The following is a 24,914-nucleotide window of genomic DNA, read 5'->3' as shown; positions in this document are numbered from 1 at the left end:
AAGGCACGTCCCGCCGGGCGGACAGCGCGCTACATGCCTGGCTGCGGCGCCATGGGGGCTGGGCGCGCAGTTCCTCGCGCCCCTGCGGGGGCTCGGGCCGCCAGGGGATGCGCTCCCCGTGCGGGGCGCAGTCTTCCGGCCAGGGGGTGGCGTGGTGGCCGGGGTTGTGGGACGCGGCGGGGAACTGCGCGGGCGGCCGGGACGCGCCGCAAGTGGGAGGTGCCACCGCAAGGGGCAGCTCCTCAGGGGCGCGAGGAACTGCGCGACAAGCCACGACGGCGGGTCGGATACGCACGTACCGAAAGAGGCACCCCCTCAGGCCTGCGCCACGCCGCACTGGCCGCGGCAAGTGCGCAGACCCCGGCGGCCAGCAGCAGCGCCCACGCCACGCCTTGGTCGGCGCGGCCCGCGCCCCGGTGCGGAACGACCGTGACGAAGGCGCCCAGGACGGCGACACCCATGGTGGCGCCGAGCTGCCGCAGCGCGTTGAAGAGGCCTCCCGCGGCACCCGCGGCACCCTCCGGAGCGAGAGCGATGATCGCGGTGGTCAGCGCGGGCAGCGCGAAGGAGACGCCGAACCCGGCCGCGGCGAGCCCGGCCGCGAGCAGAGCGTAGGGCGCCCCGGCCCATACGACGGCCCCCATGGCGCCGGCCCCGGCGGCAAGCAGGCACAGCCCGGCCAGAACCGGCCCGCGCGGCCCGGTACGGGCGACGATGCGGCCGGTGAGCAGCGGGTTGAAGGCGGTAGGCAGCGTCATCGGCAGGAACGCCAGGCCGGTGCCGACCGCGCTGTAGCCGAGCCGCTGCTGAAGCAGCAGCGGCAGCACGAACAGCGCACCGCTCAAAGTGAAGCCGACCGCCGCACCGGCCAGCAGCATCGCGCCCATGCCCGGCGCCCGCAGCACCGCCCGGGACAGGACCGGCGAGGCACTGCGGCGCTCCCGCGCGGCGAACAGCGCGCCCGCCGCAATTGCCGCGCCGAAGGCCCACACCGTGTGCGCCCAGTTCCGCCCGCCCAGCGCGATCAGCGCATCCGTGCCCAGCGCGACGGCCACGCAGCCGAGTGCCTGCCCCGCGTAATCGATGCGCCGGGCGGGCGCGGCCGGGCAGCGCACGGTGCTTCCCGACACCAGGGCGAGGGTGAGCGCGGCGATCGGCACATTGACTAGGAAGACGGCCCGCCAGCCCGCGAGGCCGACCAGCAGGCCGCCCGCGATCGGCCCGGCGGCGAGCGCGGCCCCGCTGACCGCGGCCCACACCGCGACCGCCCGGGCCCGCCTGCGCGGTTCCGGGTAGAGCCGGGTGATCAGGGCCATCGAGCTGGGCACGCAGGCCGCGGCAGCCGCGCCGAGCACCGCGCGCAGCACGACCAGCGTCCAGAGGTTCGGCGCGACCGCGCAGAGCAGCGATCCGGCCCCGAAGACGGCGACCCCGCCGCGGAAGAGCCGGTGCGCGCCGTAGCGGTCGGCCGCCGCCCCCGCCGACAGGAGCAGCGCGCCGAAGGCCACGGTGTAGCCGGTCACCGCCCACTGGAGCCCGGCGACCGAGCCGCCCAGCGCATGCGAAAGGTCGGGCTCCGCGACCGACAGCACGGTCATGTCGAGGAGCACCATGAAGTAGCCGAGCGCGATACCGAACAGCGCGTACGGTTTCGGGGCGGGGGACACGCCAGACATCACCACTCCGGTCGTCCGGTTTCACCCGGATCGCAGGTTTACGGGGAACGCCTGTCAGAGTGCGGCCGGGCGGAACAGCGCCTCCACCGGCACAGCCGCACGCCGCGTTCGGCCGCGCCGAACGCACCGAACGGGAAGTGAGCGATGGAACTGCGTCAGCTGCGGACCTTCGAGGCCGTCGTCCGCGAGGGGAGCGTCACGGACGCGGCGGTCGCCCTCGGCCTGGCGCCTTCCTCGGTGTCGCAGGCAGTACGCACGCTGGAGCGGTCCCTGGGCGTACAGCTCTTCGTCCGCGACCCGCGCGGCATGCGCACCACCGCCGCCGGTGAGCAATTGCTGACCTGGGCAGGGCGCCTGCTCGACCAGGCCGAACAGGCCCGCCGCGAGGTGGTCGCCGCCGATGCCGCGGCCCGCGAGGTGACGACCGTACGGCTCGGCGCGCTGGAGTCGATCGCCGCGGAGATCGTTCCGGCGATCCTGGCCAGGCTCGCCGCACGGCGGCCCGGGCTGCGGGTCGAGGTCCGCTCCGACCCGTCGCGTGACGCGCTGCTCACCGCGGTGGGCGCGGGCGAGCTCGACGCCGCGCTGGTGCTCGACACCGGAAAGGCCCTGGGTGACCTGGGCTTCCCCGTTCCCTCGGTCGGCCCGCTGGACTTCCTCGACCTCGATCCGGTCCCGCTGGTCCTGGTCGGCTCCCCCGCCCATCCGCAGGCCGGCGCGGACGGTCTGGTCCCGGCGGACTTCGACGGGCTGCGGCTGCTGGTCAACACCGCGTCGTCCTGCTCCTTCGCGCTCGCCGCCGACCGGCTTTTCGGCCCGGCCGTCGAACGCGTCCAGGCCGGCAGCGTCGCCGTGATGCGCGCGTGGGCCAGGCAGGGCGTGGGCATGGCCCTGCTGCCCGCGTTCGCGGTGGCGCCCGATCTGGCTGCGGGCTCGCTGGTCGCCCTCCGCCTGCCTCTCCCCACCCTCCACCTCCGCCTGACCTGGCCCCCCTCCGACCCCACCCACCCGGCGACCCGAGCACTTCTCTACGCGGCCAGCGCGTAGCGCCCCTGGGGGCGCGAGGAACGGCGCGAGCAACCCCCACGCACCGTCACGTGACGACGCACCGTACGTGCCCCGGGGAGCGCGAGGAACTGCGCGACCAGCCACGACGCACCGTCGTGTACGGGCGGACCGCACCGCCCCAGGGCGCGGGGAACGGCGCGAGCAACCCACCACTCACCGTCGTGTGCGGACGGACCGCACCGCCCCAGGGGCGCGGGGAACGGCGCGACCAGCCCCCACCGGGGCGCGGGTCGCCACCGGCCCAAAAGGCCTCTTCGGTCCGATCCGGACCACCGGCCGGTGGCCGGCTGAGCGCGCAGTTCCCCGCGCCCCTGGGTGGGCACCCCCTGCCGCAGGGCACCGCACACCCCCCGCGCCCCCTGGACAGGGCACCCCCCTGCCGCAGGGAGCCGCACCACCCCCGCGCCCGCGGGAAGCGCGCCCGCCGACGCAGCGGCACCCCGGCCCCGCGCCAGCGGAGTGGGCGCCCCCTGCCGCAAGGGGAGCCGCGGCACCCCGCCGCCCGGGGGAAGCGTGTCCGGCGGCGCAGCCGGCACCCCTCGGCACGCGCCAGCGAGGTGGCCGGGGCTTACCGAGGGGAACCCCCAGGAGGGGTCAGCGTCGTGGCTTCCGGCGCGGAGCGCGCGTTATGGCCACTTATGGGCTATTCGGTGCCGCCCCATCACACCGCCACTGCTGCGCCCGCACAAGCCGGACCGGTAGGCTTTCCGTGTGATCTTCAAGCGCATCGGAAGCACTCGGCCGTACCCGGACCACGGCCGGGTGAGTACGCGTGAGTGGGCGGACGTCGCCCCCCGACCCGTGCGGCTGGACCAGTTGGTGACCACCAAGGGACAGCTCGACCTGGAGACGCTGCTCGCCGAGGACTCCACCTTCTATGGCGACCTCTTCGCACATGTCGTCAAATGGCAGGGTGATCTCTATCTGGAAGACGGCCTGCACCGAGCGGTACGCGCCGCACTGCAGCAGCGTCAAGTGCTCCACGCCCGGGTCCTGGAGATGGACTGACAATCCGCTTACGCTGCGCTCATGAGCATGCTGACGCCCTCTGGGATGGGCGGGAAGTACCGAGTCACCGGGGACACATATCCGCGGATGCGGCGGCCCAGAAAGCGCGGCCGTATTGTGGCCGCGCTCGTCGCTTCGGTCGTCGTGCTGAGCCTGTTCGGCTGGGGCGCGCTGCAGCTCTTCCATGTCTTCAGCGGTGACGACGGCGACACCAAGGCGAACGCGGCCCCGCAGAACCGACCCTGCACCCTGGTCAGCCCGTCGACGCCCCCGCTGAAGCCGATGGCGCTGCCGCAGCCGGCCGCCGTGACGATGAACGTCTACAACGCCACGCCGAGAGGCGGCCTCGCCAAGTCCACCGCGGACGAGCTGGCCAAACGTGGCTTCAAGGTGGGCAAATTCGGTAACGCACCGGTGCCCTACGACAAGAAGGTCACCCAGACGGCGCTGATCGTGGCGGGTCCCGCCGCCGAGGCCGCCGCCCGGGAGGCAGGCACCCAAGTGGCGGGCTCGACGGTGAAGATCGACCCGACCCGTAAGGACAAGAGTGTCGATCTGATGATCGGTACGGCTTTCAAAGCGCTGTCCAGCCCGGCGGACGCGGCCAAGGCCCGGGTCGCCGCGGCCAACCCGCCCGCGGCGAAGCCCACCTGCGCCGCGTCGGCTCCGGCCGCCCGCTGACCGCCCGGGGGCGCCCGCCGGAAACGGCGGACCGTCCCCGGCCCGAGCACCGGTCCACTCCCTGGCGCAGGCGGCCGACGGATGCCCGTAGCCGCCCCGGCAGTCGGCGTGCCCGGCGGGTCTAGCCGACGGTGCCGTACAGCCGGTCGCCTGCGTCGCCGAGGCCGGGGACGATGAAGCCGTGCTCATTGAGCCGCTCGTCCACCGCCGCGGTGACCACGGTGACCGGCTTGCCCGCCAGTTCGCGCTCCATCAGCTCCACGCCCTCGGGCGCCGCGAGCAGGCACAGCGCGGTGACGTCGTCGGCGCCCAGGTCGATCAGCAGGTTGATCGCCGCGACCAGGGTGCCGCCGGTGGCCAGCATCGGGTCGACGACGTAGACCTGGCGGCCTGACAAGTCGTCGGGCATCCGGGTGGCGTACGTCGTCGCCTCCAGGGTGTGCTCGTCGCGGACCATGCCGAGGAAGCCGACCTCGGCGGTGGGCAGCAGCCGCACCATGCCGTCGAGCATGCCGAGCCCGGCGCGCAGGATCGGCACCACCAGGGGGCGCGGGTAGGACAGCCGCACCCCGGTGGTGGGCGCGACGGGGGTGCGGATGTCGACCTGTTCCGTCCTGACGTCACGGGTCGCCTCGTAGGCGAGCAGGGTGACCAATTCGTCGGCGAGCCGGCGGAAGGTCGGCGAGTCCGTGCGCTCGTCGCGCAGGGTGGTGAGCTTGTGCGCGACCAGCGGGTGGTCGACAACGTGGAGACGCATACCGATGAGGGTAACCGCCGCCGCGGACGGCTCCGCCGGCGCGCTTCACCCGCGGCTTGTACGCGGCCGGTGGGGTAAACCGCCCGTTAGGGGGAAACTGGGTCTGTACGCCCGGCGCGTCACCCGGGTGAACCGAATCCAGGGATGGTGGGCGCCCATGGCGGACCACGACGAACGCGATCTGGAACGCCGGCGCAAGCGTGCCTTGTTCCTGCGCGAACTGAACGAGGCCAAGGAACTGCGCGACCGCGTACAGCCCCGCAAGGCCCGCGCCGCACGGATGCGGCAGCAGATGCGGATGCGGACCTTCCGCTGGTGAATGTCCGTATTCTCCCCCGAGCGTGATGCGAGCACAGCGTGATCGTTCGATGACCTCCGAGTGACCGGCGCACCCCCACAATGGCCGTACAAGATCGCCGAATCTCGCAGAAGTGACGAAGACCTGGCACGTCGCAGTGCCGAAGACCTCTCGCAACGCCCCGGTTTCTGCCACGATGCCGATGGGCGGGGCCGCGACGGAAGTCGAAAGCGGCCCCCACCCGGTCCGGACGGCCTGAGACCAGTGGGAGAGTCACGGTGTACTTCGCCGCACTGCTCGCGCGCACCGAGGACGGTTGGCACGCGAGCGAACCCGATCTCGACAATGTGGAAACCCTCGCCGATCTGAGCGATCTGGCCCGCGCGGCCGGCGACGAGGAGGAAACGGTTCTGGTCTTCATCGAGCAGGAGGACGCCTGGTTCGGCGTCGTCCGTGTCGATGGTGAAGAGGATCCACGCATCTATGTGTCCGACGCGGCAGCCGCCGCCCGCAGCTCGTACGGAGAGATCCTGCTCACGGACGAGGTGCTGGGCCGCGACCCGGAGGACCTCGACGACCTGGTCGACCTCGACGGCACCGAGGACGGCGAAACCGACGATGACGAGGACGCCGTGGCGGGCGCCTCCGACGACCATGTGCCGGCCGGCCCGCTCGGCGAGACCGACGTGCTGGTGGACCTGGGGATGAGCACCACGGAGCTGCTGGCACTCAGCGGCGACGGGGCGCTCACCGGTGAGGCGCTGGGCGAGATCGCCGAGGCGCTGGGTTGTGCCGATGTGCTGGAGGCGGTCCGCTGACAGCACACCCACCGGCATCGGAGCCTCCGCCAGGGGGCGCGGCAGAGCCGGCCGACCCGGTCCGCGACCCGTGGGCCGCCGCCATGCGGCTGGCCTTGGCGGAGGCAGAACACGCCCCGCTCACCGGCGATGTCCCGGTGGGCGCGGTCGTGCTGTCCGCGGACGGCACGACCGTGCTCGCGCGCGCCCGCAACGAACGCGAGGCCACCGGCGACCCGACCGCCCACGCCGAGGTGCTGGCCATCCGCAGGGCCGCGGCCGTCACCGGCCGGTGGCGGCTGACCGGCTGCACGCTGGTGGTCACCCTCGAACCCTGCTCGATGTGCGCGGGCGCCATCGTCCAGTCCCGCCTGGACCGCGTCGTCTACGCGGCCACCGACTCCAAGGCGGGGGCGGCCGGCTCCCTGTGGGACCTCCTGCGCGACCGCCGCCTCAACCACCGCCCCGAGGTGATCACCGGCGTCCTGCCCGCCCCGGCCGCCGCCCTCCTGACCCACTTCTTCCGTACCGCCATCCCCTGAGGATTTCGACCCACCCCCCGAGGTGGGCTAGGATCTGTCTCGGTAGCGTGTCCGAGCGGCCTAAGGAGCACGCCTCGAAAGCGTGTGAGGGGGCAACTCCTCCGTGGGTTCAAATCCCACCGCTACCGCCACGAGCAGCACGAACGCCCCACCTACTCAATGGAGCAGGTGGGGCTTTGTGCTGTCCGGGGCCGGACCTGGCCGAGGCGCGGGCAGCGGGGCGGGCAGCGGGGCGGGTAGGCCCCGCCCCCGGGACGGGGGAGTCCCGGGGGCGGGAACGGGCAGGTGGTGGCGTTGATCCGATCAAAGGGATGGGCAGCCCACGGATTGCGCCAACTGATGGATACACTTCGCTGATTGCACACTTGTGACCGTTAGTGCGTGGCTGCGGCTGGGGAGGGCAAGGAGCATGGCGCAGGCGAGGAAGATCGCCACGTACGTGCTGGTGATCTTCGTGCTCTACACGATCATCAACCAGCCGGCCCGGGCCGCCGATCTCGTGCAAGTAGGGTTCGAGGGGATATCGAACGCGGCCAAGAGCATCGGCAAGTTCATGCACGATCTGGCCAACTGACACGGCACGGCGGCCGCGCCCGGCGCGGTACGGCACAAGGGCGAATGAGGGTGGCATGATCCGGCATCTGGTGCTGTTCAAGCTCAACGAGGGCGTCACGCGCGACGAGCCCCGGGTGGCCGCGGGCGCGCGGGGGTTCGCCGAGCTGGGGGCGCTGGTGCCGGAGGTCGGGACCTGGGAGTGCGGGTGGAACATCTCCGACCGCCCGATCGCCTACGACTTCGCGATCGCCTCGTCGGTCGCGGACACCGCCGCCCTGACGCGGTATCTCGAACACCCGGCGCACAAGGCCGCGGTCGCGCCGTGGGCAGAATTCGCCACCTGGGTGATCGCCGACTACGAGATCTGAGCCGCGGACCCGCCTCGCGTACGGGCCGGCAGCGCGCCCCCCGCCGGTTCTGGCGGGGGGCTTCTCCGTGCCCGGGCGGGGCTGCGGTTGTACAACACGGCAATATGCGGTGCTTGCGCACCCCGCACATGAATTGTGATGCTATGACCGCTTTTGCCGGATGAGTCAACAGTGTGGGGTGTGATGTGCCGGTGCCGGCCCGTACGGCGTCAACGACGTATCCCCGGGGCAGGACGCGGACTCCCAGCACCAACGCGGCGGACGCGCGGGCACTCACCCAGGTGCTGTTCGAACAGATCCGCACATTGGAACCCGGCACTTCCGAGCACACCCGGGTCCGCGCGGCGCTGATCGAGGTCAACCTGCCGCTGGTGCGGTACGCGGCGGCACGCTTCCGCAGCCGCAACGAGCCGATGGAGGACGTCGTCCAGGTCGGCACGATCGGGCTGATCAACGCGATCGACCGCTTCGACCCCGAGCGGGGGGTGCAGTTCCCCACCTTCGCGATGCCGACGGTGGTCGGCGAGATCAAACGTTACTTCCGCGACAACGTGCGGACCGTGCACGTACCGCGCCGGCTGCACGAGCTGTGGGTGCAGGTCAGCGGCGCCATCGAGGACCTCACCGTGCTGCACGGGAGGTCCCCCACCACCGCCGAGATCGCCGAGCGGCTCAAGCTGTCCGAGGACGAGGTGCTGGCCTGCCTGGAGGCGGGCCGCGCCTACCACGCGACCTCGCTGGAGGCGGCCCAGGAGGGCGACGGCGCCCCGGGCCTGCTGGACCGGCTCGGCTACGAGGACCCGGCGCTGTCCGGCGTCGAGCACCGCGACCTGGTCCGGCATCTTCTGGTGCAACTGCCCGAGCGGGAGCGCCGCATCCTACTGCTCCGCTACTTCGGCAACCTGACGCAGTCCCAGATCAGTGCTGAGCTGGGGGTTTCCCAGATGCATGTGTCCAGGCTGCTGTCCCGCAGCTTCGCCCGGCTGAGGTCCGCAAACCAGCTCGAAGCGTAACCGAAAGGGATGAAGCCACCTGCGCAGATATGTCGACTTGGCGCTACAGCGTGTTGCCGACATGTGACATTCTGCGGATACCGCGTTTGTCGCGAGCACACCTCCGGTATTCCAGTGGAGGAACAACGTCGCTCGCGACACCCGTCCGCGACCTCAAGGGGGTGGCATGTCCGTACAGGTGGGCAGTCCCAAGGTGCTCCGTACCACCGTCGCACCGCACGATGCTCTTCACAGTGAGGCCATCGACACCCGCACGCTGTCCCGCTCGCTCTTCCTGCGCCTTGCGGAAGTGCCGGTGGACAGCCCGGAACGCACCTACGTACGCGACACGCTGATCGAGCTGAACCTCCCGCTCGTGCGTTACGCGGCGGCCCGCTTCCGCAGCCGCAACGAGCCGATGGAGGACATCGTCCAGGTCGGCACGATCGGCCTGATCAAAGCGATCGACCGCTTCGACTGCGAGCGCGGGGTGGAATTCCCCACCTTCGCGATGCCGACCATCGTCGGTGAGGTGAAGCGCTTCTTCCGCGACACCTCCTGGTCGGTACGGGTCCCCCGGCGGCTCCAGGAGCTGCGGCTGGCCCTCACCAAGGCCAGCGACGAGCTGTCCCAGCGGCTCGACCGCTCGCCGACCGTCGCCGAACTCGCCGTGTGCCTCGGTGTGTCCGAGGAGGACGTGGTCGACGGCCTGGCGGTGGGCAACGCCTACACGGCCAGCTCCCTCGACTCCCCGCCGCCCGAGGACGACGGCGGCGAGGGCACCCTCGCCGACCGGCTCGGCTACGAGGACGCGGCGCTCGAAGGCGTCGAGTACCGCGAGTCGCTGAAGCCGCTGCTGGCCCAACTGCCGCCGCGCGAGCGCCAGATCATCATGCTGCGCTTCTTCGCCAACATGACGCAGTCACAGATCGGCGAGGAGGTCGGCATCTCGCAGATGCACGTCTCCCGGCTGCTGACCCGCACGCTGGCACAGCTGCGCGAGGGCCTCACCGCGGAGGCGTGACGACGGGACGGAGTGGTCGGGGCGCGCCTTACTTCAGGGCGAGCGCGACCACTCCGACAATGACGACCAGCGCGACGACCAGTCCGATGATCAGTCCGGTCCTGGGCCGGGCCTGCGCCCGCTGCACCTCGACGGGGGCCGGCTGCTCGTCCACGAAGGCGCGGAACATCTGCGTACTGCCGGCCGGGTCGTAGTTGTTCTCAGGGTTGTTCGACATGCCGCCTGACCCTAGCGTGTCGGCGGAATACCCCGCACCCCCCACAGGCCCCTCATCTGCGGCTGATCCACAGCTCCGCAGGTCCAGGGCGGGCCGTGGCGTACACCACAGCGGGCCCACAGCGCTTGCCCTATACAACCATCTCCTCTTATGGTTGCTTGAGGCAATTAAGTGGAGGCCTGATGGCGACCCCGTCAACCCGGAGCGACGCGCTCCCCGACAACCCCGGCAAGCCCCGGCACGCAGCACACACCGCTCCGCCCGACAGCCCGGGCGGAGCGGCGATGTCGCACCGGCAGATCATGGAAGCCCTCTCCGGGCTGCTGCTCGGGCTGTTCGTGGCGATCCTGTCGTCCACCATCGTCTCCAACGCCCTGCCCCGCATCCTCGGCGACATCGGCGGCGGCCAGAGCGCGTACACCTGGGTCGTCACCGCCTCGCTGCTCGCGGTCACGGCCACCACCCCGATCTGGGGCAAGCTCTCCGACCTGTTCAGCAAGAAGCTGCTGATCCAGCTGGCGCTGGTGATCTACGTCGCCGGCTCGGTCGTGGCCGGCTTCTCCACCAGCCCCGGCATGCTCATCGGCTGCCGGCTGGTCCAGGGTGTCGGCGCGGGCGGACTCTCCGCGCTCACCCAGGTGATCATGGCCGCGATGATCTCGCCCCGCCAGCGCGGCCGCTACAGCGGCTACCTCGGCGCCACCTTCGCCGTCGCCACCGTCGGCGGCCCGCTGGTCGGCGGCGTCATCGTCGACTCGTCGCTCGGCTGGCGCTGGTGCTTCTACGTCGGCGTGCCCTTCGCAATCATCGCGCTGATCGTGCTCCAGAAGACGCTGCACCTGCCCGTGGTCAGGCGGAAGGTGTCCATCGACTGGGCGGGCGCCTCCTTCATCACCGCGGCCGTGTCGCTGCTGATGATCTGGGTGTCGCTGGCCGGCCAGAACTACGCCTGGCTGTCCTGGCAGACATACGTGATGGTGCCCGCCGCCCTGCTGCTCGGCTGCGTCTTCCTCTACGTCGAGTCGCGGGCCGCGGAGCCGATCGTGCCGCTGCGGCTGTTCCGCAACAAGACGATCACCCTCGCCTCGCTGGCCAGCCTTTTCGTAGGCGTCGCGATGTTCGCCGGCACGGTCTTCCTCAGCCAGTACTTCCAGCTGGCCCGCGGCCGTACGCCCACGATGTCGGGCATCATGACGATCCCGCTGATCGCCGGGCTCTTCGTCGCCTCGACCGCGACCGGTCAGATCATCACCCGCACCGGGCGCTGGAAGGCGTTCCTGGTCTCCGGCGGCCTGCTGCTCACCGCGGGCTCGGCGACCCTCGGCCTGATCCGCTACGACACCCCGTACTGGCAGGTCGCCGTCTACATGGCGCTGCTCGGCCTCGGTGTCGGCATGATGATGCAGAACCTGGTCCTCGCCGTGCAGAACCAGGTCTCCACCGCCGACCTCGGCGCCGCCAGCTCCCTGGTGACCTTCTTCCGCTCGCTGGGCGGCGCGATCGGCGTCACGGCGCTCGGCGCGGTCCTCGGCAACCGCGTCACCCACTTCGTCTCCGACGGCCTGGCCTCGCTCCACGTCAAGGCCTCGGCGGGCGACAGCGGCGGCATCCCCGATGTCGCGACCCTGCCGGCGCCGGTCCGCGGCGTGGTCGAGAGCGCGTACGGGCACGGCATCGGCGACGTCTTCCTCTACGCGGCGCCGTTCGCGCTGCTGTCCTTCCTGCTGGTCGTCTTCGTCAAGGAGGTCGCCCTGGGCAACCGCAGCGGTTTGCAGCAGAGCGCACCGGGTACGGCGAGGCCCGAGGAGTGACCGCCGGGACTCCCGTCCACCCGGCCTGTGCCACAGCGGAGAGGTCCAGGCACCGGAGGTACGGGTAGGGGTCCCGGCGACGGCCGGAGCAGGGGACGGCCGAGGCCGCCCGCCGGGACCCGCGAAACCATCGACGCGGGGCCTGTGTCCCGGGTCTCCACGGAGGCCGGGACGACAGGCCCTAGAGTGCGGGCATGGCTCCCAACATCGCCACGAACACCGCGGTCTCGCGGGAAGAGCTCCTCGACTTCGTACGCCCCAGGCACCGGGCGATCCTCCTCACAACCCGCGCGGACGGCCGGCCCCAGGGCTCGCCGCTGACCTGCGGCGTGGACGACAGCGGCCGTATCGTCGTGTCGACCTACCCCGAACGGGCCAAGACGCGCAACGCCCGGCGCGACCCCCGGGTGAGCGTGGTCGTCCTGTCCGACGCGTGGGACGGGCCGTGGGTGCAGGTGGACGGCACCGCGGAGGTGCTCGACGTGCCGGAGGCGGTCGAGCCGCTGGTCGAATACTTCCGCAACATCAGCGGTGAGCACCCCGACTGGGCGGAGTACCGCGAAGCGATGCTCCGGCAGGGCAAGTCGATCATCCGGATCACCCCGGAACGGTGGGGACCGCTGGCCACGGGCGGCTTCCCCGCGCGGCTGGCCTGACGACCGGCCTGCGTCCCCCCGGCCTGACCCGTCCCCGGTCCCGGGAACTCTCCCGGTCTGCGTCCGGTGACGCAGTTCCCCGCGCCCACGGGCGATCTCGCGGTTGGCGTCGCTCTTCTCCACGCCGTTGTGGCTGCGCACCCAGTTCCCCGCGCCCCTGTGCGGCGCCCTCTTCCACAGGGCGATCGCGAGGGGCGCGGGGAATCGTGCGGCAGGCGGGACGGCTACGTCAGGTCGTAGACCGTCGTCGAGCCCACCGTCTTCGCGGTGAACGTCGCCTCGACCCAGGACGTGATCTGGGACGCGGTACCGGAGCCGCCCATACCGCCGCCGCCCATGCCGCCCCCGGCGATGTAGTAGTGGATGCGGCCCGCGGCCACGTACTGCTTGAACTGGGTCAGCGTCGGCGACGGATCGCTGCCGTTGAAGCCGCCGATGGACATCACCGGCTCACCGCTGGCCAGCTGGTAGCTGGCCTGGTTCTGCGAGCCGACCGCGGCGGCGACCCATGTGTAGTGGCCCGCGTCGGCCTTGAGCAGCGACGTCATCGCCGAACTGACCTGGGCGCCGTTCAGCAGCCCGCCCATACCGCCGCCGCCGGCACCAGCGCCCGCACCGCCGCCGCCGCCGCCGGGACGGAAACCGCCCTGGCCCTGGGTCGGAGCCTGGCCCTGCCCCTGGGTCGGCGCCTGCCCCTGCGCACCGGTGCCGCCGCCCTGCGTCCCCCCGGCCCCCGGGGCACCCGGGAACGTGCCGGTCGGCGGCGCACCGTTGCCGCCCATGCCCCCGCGCGGGCCACCGCCGCCACCGCCGCCCCCGGGGAAGCCGCCGGAGGCCACCGCAGGCCCGGCCGTCACAATGGAGCCCTGGTGCGGGGTCGTCACCGTGTCGAGGGTGTAGGCGACGGGACCGCCGAGGGCCGCCACCAGGCCGAGTACGCCCGCGGCGCGGGCCAGCGCGGCGAAGGGCACGTAGGGCGCCGCCAGCAGGGCCACCGCGGCGACGATGCCGGCGATCAGGACGGCGTACCGCAGCCACGGGTGCCAGGACGGCGAGCGGTCGAGCAGTACGTACGACACGGCCCCGGTGCCCGCGACGGTCGCGGCGAGCACGGCCGCGGCGAGCGGCAAGGTGCGGCGGCGCCACAGCAATACCGCGCCCATACCGGTGACCGCCGCAATGTACGGCGCCAGCGCGATGTTGTAGTACTGGTGGAAGATCCCGGACATGAAGCTGAACGTCACGAAGGTGATGAGCAGCGAGCCGCCCCAGACCAGGAACGCGGCGCGTTCGAGGTCGGTGCGCCGGGCGCGCCGGGTGAACCACAGCCCCGCCAGCAGCAGCGCGAACGCGGCCGGCAGCAGCCAGGCGATCTGCCCGCCCATCTCCGCGTTGAAGAGCCGGCCGATCCCGGTGGCGCCCCACTGCCCGCCGCCGCCACCCCGGCCGCCGCCACCGCCGCCGACACTGCCGGTCTCATCGCCGGTGATGCGGCCGAAGCCGTTGTAGCCGAAGGTCAGGTTGAGGAAGCTGTTGTCCTGCGAGCCGCCGATGTAGGGGCGTGAGGAGGCGGGCCACAGATCGACGATGGCCACCCACCAGCCGCCGGCCAGCAGCATCGCACCGCCGGCGTAGAGGAGCTGGAGCAGCCGGCGGCTCAGCCGGGTGGGGGCGCAGACCGCGTAGACGGCGGTGAGCGCGGGGACGATCAGCCAGGCCTGGAGGGTCTTGGTCAGGAAGGCGAGGCCGAGCAGTCCGCCGGCGGTCAGCAGCCACTTGGTGCGGGCGTCCTCCAGGGCGCGCTGCACGCTGTAGAGGGTCGCGACCATGAGCAACGCCAGCAGCGCGTCGGGGTTGTTGAAGCGGAACATCAGCGCGGCGACCGGCGTCAGTGCCAGCACCGCACCGGCGATGAGCCCGGCGGCGGCGCCGAAGCGGCGGCGTACGGCCGCGTACAGCAGCGCCACCGTGCCGACGCCCATCAGCGCCTCGGGCACCAGGATCTGCCAGGAGCCGAGGCCGAAGAGCCGTACGGACAGCGCCATCGGCCACAGTGCGGCGGGCGGCTTGTCGACGGTGATGGAGTTGGCGGCGTCGGAGGAGCCGAAGAAGAAGGCCTTCCAGCTCTCGCTGCCGGCCTGGACGGCCGCGGAGTAGAAGGAGTTGGCGTAGCCGGACGCGCCGAGGTCGTAGAGGTACAGGACCAGCGTGCCGACCAGCAGGGCGAGCAGGGCGGGCCGTGCCCAGGCGGGGTCGTCGGGGCGCCCGCGCCAGGCGCGCCGGGCGAGCGAGCCCGGGTCGGCGGTGGCGGCGGTCGGCGCATGGGTCAGCGCGGTCATCGCGCACTCCTGTCGGAGGTGGGGGAGGCAGGGGACGCTGGAACGGGTCCGGACTCGGGCCCGGGGAAGACCCAGGCCCGGAAGAGCAGGAAGCGCAGCACGGTCGCCGCCAGGTTGGCCGCGACGAGCACCGCCAGCTCGCTGCTGTGCGAGGGCGTGGCGGTCGCGGTGTGCAGGGCGGCGAGCGAACCGCTGGTCAGGGCGAGGCCGATGGCGAAGACCACCAGGCCCTGCGCCTGGTGGCGCATCGCGCGGTCGCGGCCGCGCACCCCGAAGGTGAGCCGCCGGTTGGCCGCGGTGTTGCCCAGCGCGGACAGCAGCAGGGCCAGCGCGTTGGCGACCTGGGAGCCGGTGCCGAGCCGGAAGAGCGAGAAGAGCGCGAGGTAGACCAGGGTGCTCAGGACGCCGACGACGCAGAAGCCGACCAGCTGGCGGGCGAGTCCCGCAGGCACACCGGACAGTTCGCGGTCCCGCGGGTCGTCGCCGAAGGGCCGCCGCAGCCGGTCGAGCGCCAACTGCCCGGTGGCCAGGGCGCGTCCGACCCGCCAGACGCCCCGCAGGTCGTCGCTCGCGGTCCGAACGAGGTCGACGCTGCTGTCGGGGTCGTCGACCCAGTCGACCGGCACCTCGTGGATCCGCAGGCCCGCGCGTTCCGCGAGCACCAGCATCTCGGTGTCGAAGAACCAGCCGGTGTCCTCGACCATCGGCAGCAGCCGCTGCGCCACGTCCCCGCGGATCGCCTTGAAGCCGCACTGGGCGTCGGAGAAGCGGGCGGCGAGCGAGCCGCGCAGGATCAGGTTGTAGGCGCGGGAGATGAACTCCCGCTTCGCGCCGCGCACCACCCGCGAGGAGCGGGCCAGCCGGGAGCCGATCGCCAGGTCGGAGTGCCCGGAGATCAGCGGGGCGACCAGCGGCAGCAGCGCGTTGAGGTCGGTGGACAGGTCCACGTCCATGTACGCCAGTACGGGCGCCTCCGACGCGGTCCAGACGCTGCGCAGGGCGCGTCCGCGGCCCTTCTGCTCAAGCCGGAAGGAGGTGACCTCGGGGATCTCGTCGGCGAGCGAGGCGGCGACCGCCGAGGTCAGGTCGGTGCTGGCGTTGTCCGCGACGGTGATGCGGAAGGGGTAGGGGAAGGTGTCCGACAGGTGCGCGTGCAGGCGGCGGACGCAGGGCTCCAGGTCGTCCTCCTCGTTGTGAACGGGAATGACGACGTCCAGCACCGGGGTGCCGGCCGCGAGCGCTGCGGCCGTGACCGGCAGGTGCTGCCGGGCGGGCAGATTGCCGAGTGGGGTTCGCATACGACGACACTCGGCAACCGCCCTGTCACGACGTTGTGCTGAGGCTGGGGAGGGGCTGTGAGTGTGCCGGGGGCAGTGTGACGGTGAAGACGGTGCGCCCCGGGGCGCTCTCCAGCCCGACGGTGCCGCCGTGCGCGGCCACCACGGACCGCACGATCGCCAGGCCCAGGCCCGTGCTGCCGCCGGAGTCGGCCGTACGCGCGCGGGAGGCGTCGCCGCGGGCGAAGCGTTCGAAGACGACGGTCTGCAGCTCGGCGGGGATGCCGGGGCCGTCGTCCTCGACCTGGAGCCGTACGCCCGCTGCCGGGTCCGCGGCCACCCGGGCGGTGACGGTGGTGCCGGGCGGGGTGTGGGTGCGGGCGTTGGCCAGCAGATTGGTCAGCACCTGGTGCAGGCGCTGCGGGTCGCCGTGCACGACGGCCGGGTCGTCGGGCAGGTCCAGCCGCCACACATGGCCGCCGCCGGCCGCACGGGCGTCGCTGACGGCGTCGACGACCAGCGGGGACAGGTCGGTCGGGGCGGGGGAGAGCGGTCGGCCCGCGTCGAGCCGGGCGAGCAGCAGCAGGTCCTCGACCAGGGTGGTCATCCGCGCTGCCTCCGACTCGATACGCCCCAGCGCGTGCCGGGTGTCGGGGCCGACGGATTCGTGGCCGCGGCGGGTGAGTTCGGCGTAGCCGCGGATCGAGGCGAGCGGGGTGCGCAGCTCGTGGCTGGCGTCGGCGACGAAGCGCCTGACCCGGGTCTCGCTCTGCTGCCGGGCGTGCAGTGCGGAACCGACGTGCCCCAGCATGCGGTTGAGCGCGGCTCCGACCTGGCCGACCTCGGTGCGCGGGTCGGTGTCGGAGTCGGGGACCCGGTCGTGCAGCGCCACCTCGCCGCGGTCCAGCGGGAGTTCGGAGACCCGGGTGGCGGTCGCGGCGACCCGGCGCAGCGGGTGCAGGGCGATCCGCATCAGGGCGGCGCCCGCGAGGCCCGCGGCCACCAGTCCGGCGGCCGACACCGACACCTCGACCCAGATCAGGGTCGACAGGGTGTCCTCGGTGCCCTTCGTGGACAGCCCGACCAGCACGGTGGTGCTGTCCGTGTCCGGCTGCGCGGCCTCCACCCGGAAGCCGCCGAGGCCCGGCACGTCGAGGGTGTGCGGTCGGCCGTCCAGCGGTACGTGCGTGAAGGCGGCGGCCTGCGCGGTGGTGAGCGGTTCCGCGATCAGGCCGCCGGAGCCGGAGGACCCGGTGGCGCTGACCGCGGCCTGCCCGACCCGGCCGGACGCGGTGACGACGGCGCCGACGGTCTCGCCGGGCTGTCCGCCGCCGATCAGGAAGTTCAGCGGTACGCCGTCGGGGCGGCTGCCGCGGGGGGTCCCCGCGCCGGGCGATCCGGGCGCGTCGGGGCCGCCGTGCGGGCCGGCCGCGCGTACCGCCAGATCGCGCACCTTGCCGTCCAGCTGGCCGTAGAGGAAGTCGTGCAGCGCGAAGATGGTGACCGAGCCGATCACCGTGCAGACCACGGCGACCAGGATCACGCAGGACGCGACGAGCCGGCGGCGCAGCGACCAGGTGCTCCGGCTGCGCCAGGAACGTACCCACCGCCGGTGCGGCAGGGTCACGCGGGCTCCCCCGGCTTGATCAGGTAGCCCGCGCCGCGCCGGGTGTGGATCATCGGCGGGCGCCCGACGTCGATCTTGCGGCGGAGGTAGGAGATGTACAGCTCGACGACGTTGGCCTGCCCGCCGAAGTCGTACGACCACACGCGGTCCAGTATCTGCGCCTTGCTCAGCACCCGGCGCGGGTTGCGCATCAGGTAGCGCAGCAGCTCGAACTCCGTCGCGGTCAGGTGGATGTTGACGCCGCCGCGGCTGACCTCGTGGCTGTCCTCGTTCAGTACGAGGTCGCCGACGGTCAGCAGCGACTCGTTGCGTACGGCGGCGGCGCCCGAGCGGCGCAGCAGCCCGCGCAGCCGGGCGACGACCTCCTCCAGGCTGAACGGCTTGGTCACGTAGTCGTCGCCGCCCGCCGTCAGCCCGGCGATACGGTCCTCGACCGCGTCCTTGGCGGTCAGGAAGAGCACGGGCACGTCCGGGGTCTCGCGGCGGAGCCTGGCCAGCACTTCGAGGCCGTCCATGTCGGGCAGCATCACGTCGAGCACGACCGCGTCGGGCCGCGACTCGCGGGCGGCGCGCAGCGCGCTCGCGCCGTCGCCCTCGGTGCGCACCTGCCAGCCCTCGTAGCGCAGGGCCATCGAGAGCAGGTCGGCGAGCGGGGTCTCGTCGTCCACGACGAGGACGCGCACCGGCGAGCCGTCGGGACGGGCCAGGTCGGTGGCGGGAGCGGCGGCCGGGGCGGGCCTCGCGGCGCGGTTCGCGGCGGCGGGAACGGTGGGTGTCGTCGTCATGCACATCAGCCTGTGCGGGCGCTATGAGAGCAGTCTTGGCCGATTCTGTGAATCGTCTGAGAAAGCGGGGCGGGTGGTGTGCGGAGTGGCTCGCTCCGTCTCGCGGGGCCTTTCCCGGCCCGTCGCGGGGTTCGCGGGGCTTTCGCGGGGTGCCGCTACGGTACGGCAGGCGGCCGGATCGCCGCGAAGGCCGGTTCCAGCGCCGCGCGCAGGCCGCCCGGCTCGCGGTAGTGCAGCACGCTCATGCCCAGGGCGAGTGCCGCGTCGATGTTCTCGCGCGAGTCGTCCACGAACAGGCAGCGCTCGGCGGCGACCCCGGCGTGCTCGACGGCTATCGCGTAGATCCGCGGGTCGGGCTTGGCCACCCCGACCCGGGCGCTGCTGACCACGTGGTCGGCCAGCGCGGTGAGCCCGAGCGCGGCGAGGTCGTCCTCCAGGTCGACCGAGGCGTTGCTGACCAGCACCAGCGGCAGCCGGGCCTCGTCGCGTATCCGCCGCAGCAGGGCGACGACGGCCTCGTCGGCGGCGAAGGGCGACGAGGCGAGCGCGGCGGCCAGCGGCCTGGCCGCCGCCTCGGTGAGCACGTCCTGGCGTACGAAGGCCGCCGTGATCACCTCCACCCACTCGCGCGGGGTGATCGTCCCGACCAGCATCGGCAGGTCCACCTCCGGCGCGAAGGCTATCCGCGCCGTGGTGCCCTCGGCCACCCCCGCGGCCTTCTCCAGCGCGGCGAGCGGGGCGGGGTCGTAGTGCCGGATGACGTTGTCGATGTCGCACAGGACGGCGTCGAAGGGGCGGATCAGCGGGTTCGTGGTCACGGCCCCTGCATAGCACTCCGCGTGGGGCGGCTTACGGGCGCGGTGCGGTCCGCGGGCGCTTTGTGATCCGGCGGTGCCTCGTGATCCGGGGGCGGGTCCTCCGCCATGCCGACCGGGACGCTGTGCGGTCCGCAGGCGCGCGGGCCGCCGTGCCGACCGGGGGCGGCGAGACCCCGGGCGGTCTCAGGCCGCGAGCGGTCTCAGGCCGCGGGCGGCACCATGCTGTCCAGTACCTCCTCCAGCGGGGTCGCCGTCACGCCCAGCTTCGCCACGGTCGCACTCGCGTCGAGCAGCAGCGGCCGCTCCAGCAGATAGAGCACCTCGGGGAATTCGGCCGCGATCGGGTCGGCGCGGCCCGCCGCCGCGAGCTCCTCCCCGGTCATCCGGCCGAGCCGGGGCGCGGGCAGGCCGGCCCGGGCGGCGAGCCGGGCCGCGAGGTCGCGCACGGGCAGGTCCGAGGTGGGCGGCACGTGCCAGGCCCGCCCCCAGGAGTCCTCGTGCCCGGCCATGGCGACAAGGGTGCGGGCCACGTCCGCCACGTAGCACCAGCTGTGCGGGACGTCGAGGTCGCCGGGGTAGGCCGCCGGCCGCCCCGCCAGGACCGCGTCGCCGACCAGGACCGTGAACGGCGAGTAGGCGCCGCCGCCGAGGAAGTCGCTGGCCCGCACCTCGGTGACGCGCGCCCGGCCCGCCTCGTACGACGCGAGCGCGTCCTGCCACATCCGGGCCCTGACCCGGCCCTTGACGCTGCTCGGGGCGAGCGGCAGGTCGTCGGTGAACGGGCCGTCCACCGGACCGTAGCCGTAGACGTTGCCGAGCATCACGTACCCGGCCCCGGTGGCCTCCGCCGCGCTGAGCAACGAGGCCGCCAGCGGCGGGAATTCGGCCGGCCAGCGGTCGTACGGCGGCATCGCGCAGTTGAAGAGGACGTCGGCGCCCGCGGCGATCTCGGCCAGGCGTACGGGGTCGGTGGCGTCGGCGGTGACGCGTTCGATCCGGGGGTGGTCGGGGCCGGCGCCGCTGCGGGTGACCAGCAGGACCCGGCCGCCCGCCTCGGCGAGCAGCAGGGCGGTGGCGGAGCCGGTGGCGCCGGCCCCGACCACGACGGCGGTGTTGACGTGCTGCGACACGGTGTTCGCTCCTCATCGGTGGGTGGTTCGCGCTCCACCCTCCGCCTCCGGCCGCCGGTAGAGTAGTGGCCCGGATGCCAAACCTACGGAGGTTCGGGCCATGCCCGCTTCGGCCCCCGCCGCACCGGTGAAAGCCCCGATCCGGGTCGCCGTCATCGCGGTCCCGCCGGTCACCGCCTTCGACCTGACGATCCCCGGCCTGGTGCTGGGCGGGATGACCGTACGCGGCGGCCCCGGCTACGACGTCCGCGTCTGCACCGCGGCGCCCGGCCGCCCGGTCACCGACGGCGGCGGCCTGGAGATCGCCGTCCCCCACGGCCTGGACGCCGTCGCCGCCGCCGACACGGTGATCGTCACCGGCACCGGCGCCCGCGACGGCCTCGACCCGCTGGTCCTCGACGTGCTGCGCACCGCCTGCGCCGCCGGCCGGCGGGTCGTGTCGATCTGCACCGGGGCCTTCGTGCTGGCCGAGGCGGGCCTGCTGGACGGCCGCCCCGCGACGACGTATTGGGCGAAGTCCGCCGAATTCCGCGCCCGTTACCCCCGGGTGGAGCTGCGCCCCGGCGTGCTCTACGTCGACGACGGCCGGATCCTCACCTCCGCCGGGCTCTCCGCGGGGATAGACCTGTGCCTGCACCTGATCCGCCTCGACTACGGCGCCGCCACGGCGAACTCGGCCGCCCGGCTGGTGGTGGCCGCGCCCGTACGCCCGGGCGGGCAGGCGCAGTTCATCGACAGTCCGCTGCCGCCGGAGAACGGCACCTCGCTCGCCCCGACCCGCGCCTGGGCGCTGACCTGCCTCGACCGGCCGCTGACCCGCGCCGACCTGGCCGCCCACGCCCGCACCAGCGTCCGTACGCTGACCCGCCGCTTCCACGCCGAGACCGGCCTGAGCCCGCTCCAGTGGCTGCTGCACCAGCGCATCAACCGCGCCCAGGAACTCCTGGAGACCACCGACCTGCCGATCCCCCAGGTGGCCCGGCTCAGCGGCCTGTCGACCCCCGACTCGCTGCGCCACCACCTCACCCGGCGCACCGGCCTGCCCCCGTCCGCCTACCGCACGGCCTGGCACCACCCGGCGCCCGCCGGCGGCGTCAGCGGCTGACGCCGCCCAGCCGCCGGTAGAAGGCGATCCGCTCCGGATCAGGCGTGACGCCGTACGCGTCGAAGTACACGTCCTCCCAGCCCGGCCCGTAGTTGAAGCCCAGGTTCCAGGAGCCGACGGCGAGGTCGGCCCAGCGGTCGGCGGCCCCGAGGGCGCCGAGGTCGACGTGGGCGGACCACGAACCGTCCTCGTCCAGCAGGGTGTTGGGGGCACACGCGTCGCCGTGGCAGACGACGAGCCGGTCGACCGGCGGCGCCGCGGGCAGGTCGAAGGCCAGCTCCGGGTCCGTGGCCCGGCGCCGCTCCACCGACCAGCTGAACGGGCAGTCGTCGACCGGCAGCCGGTCGTGCAGCGCCCGCAGCCCCGCGCCCAGCGCCCGCACGGCGGTCCCAGGGTCGGCCTTCCAGCGCGGGCTCACCGCGCTGTCCCCCGGCAGCCCCTCCGTGAGCAGCCACTCCCCGTCGCAGTCCACTCCGTGCTCCAGCACCCGCGGGACCGGCGTGAAGTCCACGGCCCACCGCAGCCGCATCGCCTCCGCCCCGAGGTCCAGCCCGGACCCGGCCGGCGCCCACTTGGCGAACCGCCGCCCCTCTCCGTCCCCCAGCCGGAAGGTCACACCGCCCAGCCTGTTGACCCACACCGGCAGCACGGGCCGCCCGCCTGCACCCGCGGCAATCGGCGCGGGCACCGGCACGTCACCCTGCGGCGGTCCTGAATATTCCACCCCCGCATGCTCCCCCGCCCCCGCCGCACGCGGCGACCCGTTTTCCGGCCCCCGGCCGTCCCGTTCACCCGGTGCTCAGCCGGCTATGAGGTCCACCCGCCAGTCGTACGACGTCATCCAATTCCCCTTCGGATACTCGAACGGGACCTCCCCCCGCTGCTCGAATCCCGCCTTGCGGCACACCGCGTTCGACGCCGGGTGGTCGGACCCGGGAAACGCGTGCAGATACCGGTGCCTCTTCGCTTCCCGCGCCACCGCGATCAGCTCCCTGGCCGCCGCCACGGCCAGCCCCCGCCCCTGGAACTCCGGCAGCACGCCCCACCCGGTCTCCCACACCGTGCCGCCCTGCCACTCCCGCTCCCAATACCCGATCGACCCGACGGTCTCCCCGCTCCCCGCCGCCACGACCCGGAACATCCCCCCGGGGTCCAGCGCGACGTACCGCTGGTGCCGCGCCACCAGCTGCTCCGCGCTCTCCGGCCCACCGAGGTGGTCCGTCATCTCCACCGCGTTGACCCGTTCCAGCAACCAGAAATCCCCCTCTCCCCACGCCACCAGCTCGACCTGCGGACCGCGCGCTTCTTCCATACCGACCACCGTAGAGCGGGGGTCTGACACTCGCCCCGAGAGCGGCCCTTGCATAGCCGTACGCTGACGCGCATGAGGATGCAGCGGTGATGGCCGAGGGCTGTCAGGCCGGCAGGGCGGCGAGCCAGTCCGTCAGCAGGCGGTTGACCTCGGCGGGGCGCTCCTGCTGGATCCAGTGGCCGCAGCCGTCGAGGATGTGGGAGGAGACCAGGCCGGGCAGCGTACGTGGATAGGCCTCGATCGCGTCGGCCAGCCAGGTGGTGGAGGCGTCCAGGCTGCCGCCGGCGAAGAGCGACGGCTGGGTGATCGGGGCGCCGTCGAAGCCGGCGAGGTCCTCCCAGTCCCGGTCCATGTTCCGGTAGCGGTTGAGCGCCCCGCTCAGGCCGGTCCGCTCGAACTCCCCCGCGTAGACGTCGAGATCGTCCTCGCCGAGCCATCCGGGCCGCGGTCCGGTGGGAAGGCGGTCGCGCAACTGCCCGCCCCGGCTGACGAAATGCGGGTCCGGGGCGTCGGACGAGGGCATGGTGTCCGCGGACAGGGCGGCGTAGAAACCGGCGAGCCAGCCGCGCACGTCGGGCTCGATCTCGGCCTCGGCGCGGCCGGGTTGCTGGAAGTAGGAGACGTAGAATTCCTCGTCCCCGCCCATGTGCGCGAAGATCTCGCCGGGCCGCGGTCCGCCGCGCGGCGCGTAGGGCACGCTGAGCAGCCCCACAGCGCGGAAGACATCCGGCCTGGCCAGGGCGGAGTTGGCGGCGACGGCCGCGCCCACGTCGTGCCCGACGACCACGGCGGACCGCTCGCCCAGCGCGTGCACGACCGCGACGTTGTCCTCCACCAGATCGAGCATCCGGTACGCGTCGACGGCGCCGGGCTTGGAGGAACGCCCGTAGCCGCGGACGTCGATGGCGGCCACGCGGTATCCGGCGGCGGCCAGCGCCGGCAACTGGCGGCGCCAGGAGTACCAGGACTCGGGAAAGCCGTGCACGAGCAGCACCAGGGGGCCGGCGCCCTGCTCCACGAGGTGGATCCGGCCGGCGGGCGAGGGGACCGACCGGTGCGTGGCCTCCGTGTGCGCCATGATTCCTCCCGAGCTTCCGATCCGCGGTGCGCTGAGACCGGGTTCCGATCATGCCGGGGGTGGTGCGGGGCGGCGACTGTTGTTGCCGGTCCGGCAACGCGGTCCGGCGCGGTGCCTCGCCAGGGGGCGGCCAGGGTCTCCCCCGGCGGCCGGGCTTCGTCGGTGGCCGGGCTTCGTCGGTGGCCGAGCTTCGTCGGTGGCCGGGGCTCCGCCGCTGGCCCGGGCTTCACCGGTGCTGGACTTCGCCGGTGGCCCGGGCGGGGCCTGTGAGCGCCAGGGGGGCACCGCCTGGGGTGCTTCAGCGGGACGCGGTCTGCCAGGCGAAGCCGTCGAGGTCGGTGAAGGGCTCGGCGTCGCTGTCGATCGTGAGCCGGTGCGATCCGGTGCCCTCGTAGGAGACGCCCGCGTCCTTGGCGAGGGCGCGACGGCCGTAGAGCGCGAGCTTGACCGGGCCGGAGGGCGGCGTCACGAATTCCACGTACTTGCGGCCGAAGCTCTTCCCCACGGTGAGGCCGTGCTCGACGTAGAACTTCTTGGTCGCGATCACGTCGTCGACCCCGAGCAGCAGTACGAACTGCTCGATCTCCCGGGTGACCGGCTCCTTGTCCTTCTTCGCCGAGGTGGCGATCTTCCACAGCGCCCCGTCCGGCGCCCGTACGACGCCCCCGTAGCCCCAGAACGACTTCGCGGCCGGCTTCACCGCGGTGGCGCCGGCGTCGAGGGCGGCATTGATGAGCGCGTTGACGTTGCCCGGCTGGGCCGCGGTGAGCGACAGCGTGAACCCGCGGAAGCCGGTCGACGCCGCCTCCCCGGCCCGCACGCGCAGCTCGTCGCCGAGCCCGAAGGCGGTTTTGTAGAAGTGGCCGGCGGCCGCAGGGTCGGCCGCGTCAAGGGTGACGGATTCGATGGAGGTCATGCCCCGAAGCTATGCGCGGCACCGTGCCGCACGCTTCTCGAAACCTGACCGTTCAAGCCGCCGCACCCTGGACGGTT

Annotated in this window: 25 protein-coding genes, 1 tRNA gene and 1 pseudogene; 14 read left to right on the top strand and 13 right to left on the bottom strand. The window is 72.9% G+C overall.

What is annotated here, in order from left to right; translation table 11 throughout:
- Positions 1 to 242: 242 nt before the first annotated feature.
- On the bottom strand, positions 243 to 1,676 hold the full coding sequence (locus tag OHA86_RS19910) for an MFS transporter (RefSeq protein WP_329177187.1): 1,434 nt from the start codon (positions 1,674 to 1,676) through the stop codon (positions 243 to 245).
- A gap of 144 nt (positions 1,677 to 1,820) precedes the next feature.
- Between OHA86_RS19910 and OHA86_RS19905 the strand changes: the two genes are divergently transcribed.
- From OHA86_RS19905 to OHA86_RS19895, 3 genes are all read left to right on the top strand, one after another.
- Positions 1,821 to 2,723, top strand: coding sequence for a LysR family transcriptional regulator (locus OHA86_RS19905; RefSeq protein WP_329177186.1), 903 nt, complete (start codon positions 1,821 to 1,823; stop codon positions 2,721 to 2,723).
- Between the two features lie 732 nt (positions 2,724 to 3,455).
- Positions 3,456 to 3,752, top strand: coding sequence for a type II toxin-antitoxin system VapB family antitoxin (locus OHA86_RS19900; RefSeq protein WP_033173270.1), 297 nt, complete (start codon positions 3,456 to 3,458; stop codon positions 3,750 to 3,752).
- A gap of 21 nt (positions 3,753 to 3,773) precedes the next feature.
- Positions 3,774 to 4,433, top strand: a complete 660-nt coding sequence (locus tag OHA86_RS19895; RefSeq protein ID WP_329177182.1) for a LytR C-terminal domain-containing protein — start codon at positions 3,774 to 3,776, stop codon at positions 4,431 to 4,433.
- A gap of 121 nt (positions 4,434 to 4,554) precedes the next feature.
- On the opposite strand, the gene upp is transcribed toward OHA86_RS19895, so the two are convergent.
- A complete protein-coding gene (gene upp, locus OHA86_RS19890; protein ID WP_329177180.1) occupies positions 4,555 to 5,190 on the bottom strand; it encodes a uracil phosphoribosyltransferase in 636 nt (211 codons plus the stop codon).
- Between the two features lie 157 nt (positions 5,191 to 5,347).
- On the opposite strand from upp, the gene OHA86_RS19885 reads away from it, so the two are divergent.
- The 8 genes from OHA86_RS19885 (at position 5,348) to OHA86_RS19850 (ending at position 9,766) form a co-directional block, all read left to right on the top strand.
- Positions 5,348 to 5,509, top strand: coding sequence for a hypothetical protein (locus tag OHA86_RS19885; RefSeq protein ID WP_329182693.1), 162 nt, complete (start codon positions 5,348 to 5,350; stop codon positions 5,507 to 5,509).
- 257 nt (positions 5,510 to 5,766) lie between these two features.
- Entirely contained in the window at positions 5,767 to 6,306 is a 540-nt protein-coding gene (locus OHA86_RS19880) for a tRNA adenosine deaminase-associated protein (RefSeq protein ID WP_329177178.1), read from the top strand.
- 83 nt (positions 6,307 to 6,389) lie between these two features.
- Positions 6,390 to 6,827 (top strand): nucleoside deaminase, encoded by a 438-nt coding sequence (locus tag OHA86_RS19875; RefSeq protein WP_329177177.1) that lies wholly within the window; start codon positions 6,390 to 6,392, stop codon positions 6,825 to 6,827.
- Between the two features lie 41 nt (positions 6,828 to 6,868).
- A tRNA-Ser gene (locus OHA86_RS19870) sits at positions 6,869 to 6,958 on the top strand.
- A gap of 236 nt (positions 6,959 to 7,194) precedes the next feature.
- Positions 7,195 to 7,401 carry a hypothetical protein gene (locus OHA86_RS19865; protein ID WP_329182692.1) on the top strand — a complete coding sequence of 69 codons (207 nt, stop codon included), beginning with the start codon at positions 7,195 to 7,197 and terminating at the stop codon, positions 7,399 to 7,401.
- Positions 7,402 to 7,456: 55 nt separating this feature from the next.
- Complete coding sequence (locus OHA86_RS19860) at positions 7,457 to 7,750, top strand: Dabb family protein (RefSeq protein ID WP_329177175.1); 294 nt, start codon at positions 7,457 to 7,459, stop codon at positions 7,748 to 7,750.
- A gap of 191 nt (positions 7,751 to 7,941) precedes the next feature.
- Entirely contained in the window at positions 7,942 to 8,763 is an 822-nt protein-coding gene (locus OHA86_RS19855; protein ID WP_329177173.1) for an RNA polymerase sigma factor SigF, read from the top strand.
- Between the two features lie 166 nt (positions 8,764 to 8,929).
- Entirely contained in the window at positions 8,930 to 9,766 is an 837-nt protein-coding gene (locus OHA86_RS19850; protein ID WP_329177172.1) for an RNA polymerase sigma factor SigF, read from the top strand.
- 28 nt (positions 9,767 to 9,794) lie between these two features.
- Here the strand turns inward: OHA86_RS19850 and OHA86_RS19845 are convergent, their stop codons facing one another.
- Positions 9,795 to 9,983 carry a hypothetical protein gene (locus OHA86_RS19845; protein WP_329177170.1) on the bottom strand — a complete coding sequence of 63 codons (189 nt, stop codon included), beginning with the start codon at positions 9,981 to 9,983 and terminating at the stop codon, positions 9,795 to 9,797.
- 284 nt (positions 9,984 to 10,267) lie between these two features.
- Here OHA86_RS19845 and OHA86_RS19840 point away from each other — a divergent pair.
- Positions 10,268 to 11,779: pseudogene (locus OHA86_RS19840) on the top strand (MDR family MFS transporter); the annotation flags it as partial.
- 209 nt (positions 11,780 to 11,988) lie between these two features.
- Positions 11,989 to 12,450, top strand: coding sequence for a PPOX class F420-dependent oxidoreductase (locus OHA86_RS19835; RefSeq protein WP_329177168.1), 462 nt, complete (start codon positions 11,989 to 11,991; stop codon positions 12,448 to 12,450).
- Between the two features lie 224 nt (positions 12,451 to 12,674).
- Here the strand turns inward: OHA86_RS19835 and OHA86_RS19830 are convergent, their stop codons facing one another.
- From OHA86_RS19830 to OHA86_RS19805, 6 genes are all read right to left on the bottom strand, one after another.
- Positions 12,675 to 14,789, bottom strand: coding sequence for an ArnT family glycosyltransferase (locus OHA86_RS19830; RefSeq protein ID WP_329177166.1), 2,115 nt, complete (start codon positions 14,787 to 14,789; stop codon positions 12,675 to 12,677).
- Positions 14,786 to 16,087 carry a bifunctional glycosyltransferase family 2/GtrA family protein gene (locus OHA86_RS19825; protein WP_329177165.1) on the bottom strand — a complete coding sequence of 434 codons (1,302 nt, stop codon included), beginning with the start codon at positions 16,085 to 16,087 and terminating at the stop codon, positions 14,786 to 14,788. The genes OHA86_RS19830 and OHA86_RS19825 overlap by 4 nt, the downstream gene beginning before the upstream one ends.
- 25 nt (positions 16,088 to 16,112) lie before the next feature.
- A complete protein-coding gene (locus OHA86_RS19820; RefSeq protein WP_329177163.1) occupies positions 16,113 to 17,693 on the bottom strand; it encodes a sensor histidine kinase in 1,581 nt (526 codons plus the stop codon).
- Positions 17,690 to 18,478 (bottom strand): response regulator transcription factor, encoded by a 789-nt coding sequence (locus OHA86_RS19815; protein WP_329177161.1) that lies wholly within the window; start codon positions 18,476 to 18,478, stop codon positions 17,690 to 17,692. The genes OHA86_RS19820 and OHA86_RS19815 overlap by 4 nt, the downstream gene beginning before the upstream one ends.
- Positions 18,479 to 18,633: 155 nt before the next feature.
- Positions 18,634 to 19,296: an HAD-IA family hydrolase gene (locus tag OHA86_RS19810; protein ID WP_329177159.1), complete on the bottom strand. Its 663-nt coding sequence runs from the start codon at positions 19,294 to 19,296 to the stop codon at positions 18,634 to 18,636.
- A gap of 200 nt (positions 19,297 to 19,496) precedes the next feature.
- The gene (locus OHA86_RS19805) at positions 19,497 to 20,426 is read right to left on the bottom strand and encodes an NAD-dependent epimerase/dehydratase family protein (protein ID WP_329177157.1); all 930 of its coding nucleotides are present in this window, start codon (positions 20,424 to 20,426) and stop codon (positions 19,497 to 19,499) included.
- Between the two features lie 100 nt (positions 20,427 to 20,526).
- On the opposite strand from OHA86_RS19805, the gene OHA86_RS19800 reads away from it, so the two are divergent.
- Positions 20,527 to 21,531 carry a GlxA family transcriptional regulator gene (locus OHA86_RS19800; RefSeq protein WP_329177156.1) on the top strand — a complete coding sequence of 335 codons (1,005 nt, stop codon included), beginning with the start codon at positions 20,527 to 20,529 and terminating at the stop codon, positions 21,529 to 21,531.
- Here the strand turns inward: OHA86_RS19800 and OHA86_RS19795 are convergent.
- From OHA86_RS19795 to OHA86_RS19780, 4 genes are all read right to left on the bottom strand, one after another.
- Positions 21,521 to 22,255, bottom strand: coding sequence for an aminoglycoside 3'-phosphotransferase (locus tag OHA86_RS19795; protein ID WP_329177154.1), 735 nt, complete (start codon positions 22,253 to 22,255; stop codon positions 21,521 to 21,523). The two genes, OHA86_RS19800 and OHA86_RS19795, sit on opposite strands and share 11 nt — an antisense overlap.
- Before the next feature lie 75 nt (positions 22,256 to 22,330).
- Complete coding sequence (locus tag OHA86_RS19790) at positions 22,331 to 22,843, bottom strand: GNAT family N-acetyltransferase (RefSeq protein ID WP_329177152.1); 513 nt, start codon at positions 22,841 to 22,843, stop codon at positions 22,331 to 22,333.
- A 103-nt stretch (positions 22,844 to 22,946) separates the two neighbouring features.
- A complete protein-coding gene (locus OHA86_RS19785; RefSeq protein ID WP_329177150.1) occupies positions 22,947 to 23,921 on the bottom strand; it encodes an alpha/beta fold hydrolase in 975 nt (324 codons plus the stop codon).
- A gap of 298 nt (positions 23,922 to 24,219) precedes the next feature.
- The gene (locus OHA86_RS19780; RefSeq protein WP_329177148.1) at positions 24,220 to 24,837 is read right to left on the bottom strand and encodes a glyoxalase; all 618 of its coding nucleotides are present in this window, start codon (positions 24,835 to 24,837) and stop codon (positions 24,220 to 24,222) included.
- Positions 24,838 to 24,914 lie beyond the last annotated feature (77 nt).

It is taken from the genome of Streptomyces sp. NBC_01477 (genome assembly GCF_036227245.1).
Lineage (GTDB): Bacteria > Actinomycetota > Actinomycetes > Streptomycetales > Streptomycetaceae > Actinacidiphila.
This window is presented reverse-complemented; position numbering and strand designations above follow the sequence as displayed.

What these genes read in the sequence shown, in the direction of transcription:
- OHA86_RS19780 (WP_329177148.1), bottom strand. Translation starts at nt 24,837, where the DNA reads ATGACCTCCATCGAATCCGTCACCCTTGACGCGGCCGACCCTGCGGCC.
- OHA86_RS19875 (WP_329177177.1), top strand. Translation starts at nt 6,390, where the DNA reads ATGCGGCTGGCCTTGGCGGAGGCAGAACACGCCCCGCTCACCGGCGAT.
- upp (WP_329177180.1), bottom strand. Translation starts at nt 5,190, where the DNA reads ATGCGTCTCCACGTTGTCGACCACCCGCTGGTCGCGCACAAGCTCACC.
- OHA86_RS19825 (WP_329177165.1), bottom strand. Translation starts at nt 16,087, where the DNA reads ATGCGAACCCCACTCGGCAATCTGCCCGCCCGGCAGCACCTGCCGGTC.
- OHA86_RS19790 (WP_329177152.1), bottom strand. Translation starts at nt 22,843, where the DNA reads ATGGAAGAAGCGCGCGGTCCGCAGGTCGAGCTGGTGGCGTGGGGAGAG.
- OHA86_RS19835 (WP_329177168.1), top strand. Translation starts at nt 11,989, where the DNA reads ATGGCTCCCAACATCGCCACGAACACCGCGGTCTCGCGGGAAGAGCTC.
- OHA86_RS19860 (WP_329177175.1), top strand. Translation starts at nt 7,457, where the DNA reads ATGATCCGGCATCTGGTGCTGTTCAAGCTCAACGAGGGCGTCACGCGC.
- OHA86_RS19785 (WP_329177150.1), bottom strand. Translation starts at nt 23,921, where the DNA reads ATGGCGCACACGGAGGCCACGCACCGGTCGGTCCCCTCGCCCGCCGGC.
- OHA86_RS19800 (WP_329177156.1), top strand. Translation starts at nt 20,527, where the DNA reads ATGCCCGCTTCGGCCCCCGCCGCACCGGTGAAAGCCCCGATCCGGGTC.
- OHA86_RS19905 (WP_329177186.1), top strand. Translation starts at nt 1,821, where the DNA reads ATGGAACTGCGTCAGCTGCGGACCTTCGAGGCCGTCGTCCGCGAGGGG.
- OHA86_RS19845 (WP_329177170.1), bottom strand. Translation starts at nt 9,983, where the DNA reads ATGTCGAACAACCCTGAGAACAACTACGACCCGGCCGGCAGTACGCAG.
- OHA86_RS19815 (WP_329177161.1), bottom strand. Translation starts at nt 18,478, where the DNA reads ATGACGACGACACCCACCGTTCCCGCCGCCGCGAACCGCGCCGCGAGG.
- OHA86_RS19910 (WP_329177187.1), bottom strand. Translation starts at nt 1,676, where the DNA reads ATGTCTGGCGTGTCCCCCGCCCCGAAACCGTACGCGCTGTTCGGTATC.
- OHA86_RS19830 (WP_329177166.1), bottom strand. Translation starts at nt 14,789, where the DNA reads ATGACCGCGCTGACCCATGCGCCGACCGCCGCCACCGCCGACCCGGGC.
- OHA86_RS19850 (WP_329177172.1), top strand. Translation starts at nt 8,930, where the DNA reads ATGTCCGTACAGGTGGGCAGTCCCAAGGTGCTCCGTACCACCGTCGCA.
- OHA86_RS19895 (WP_329177182.1), top strand. Translation starts at nt 3,774, where the DNA reads ATGAGCATGCTGACGCCCTCTGGGATGGGCGGGAAGTACCGAGTCACC.
- OHA86_RS19885 (WP_329182693.1), top strand. Translation starts at nt 5,348, where the DNA reads ATGGCGGACCACGACGAACGCGATCTGGAACGCCGGCGCAAGCGTGCC.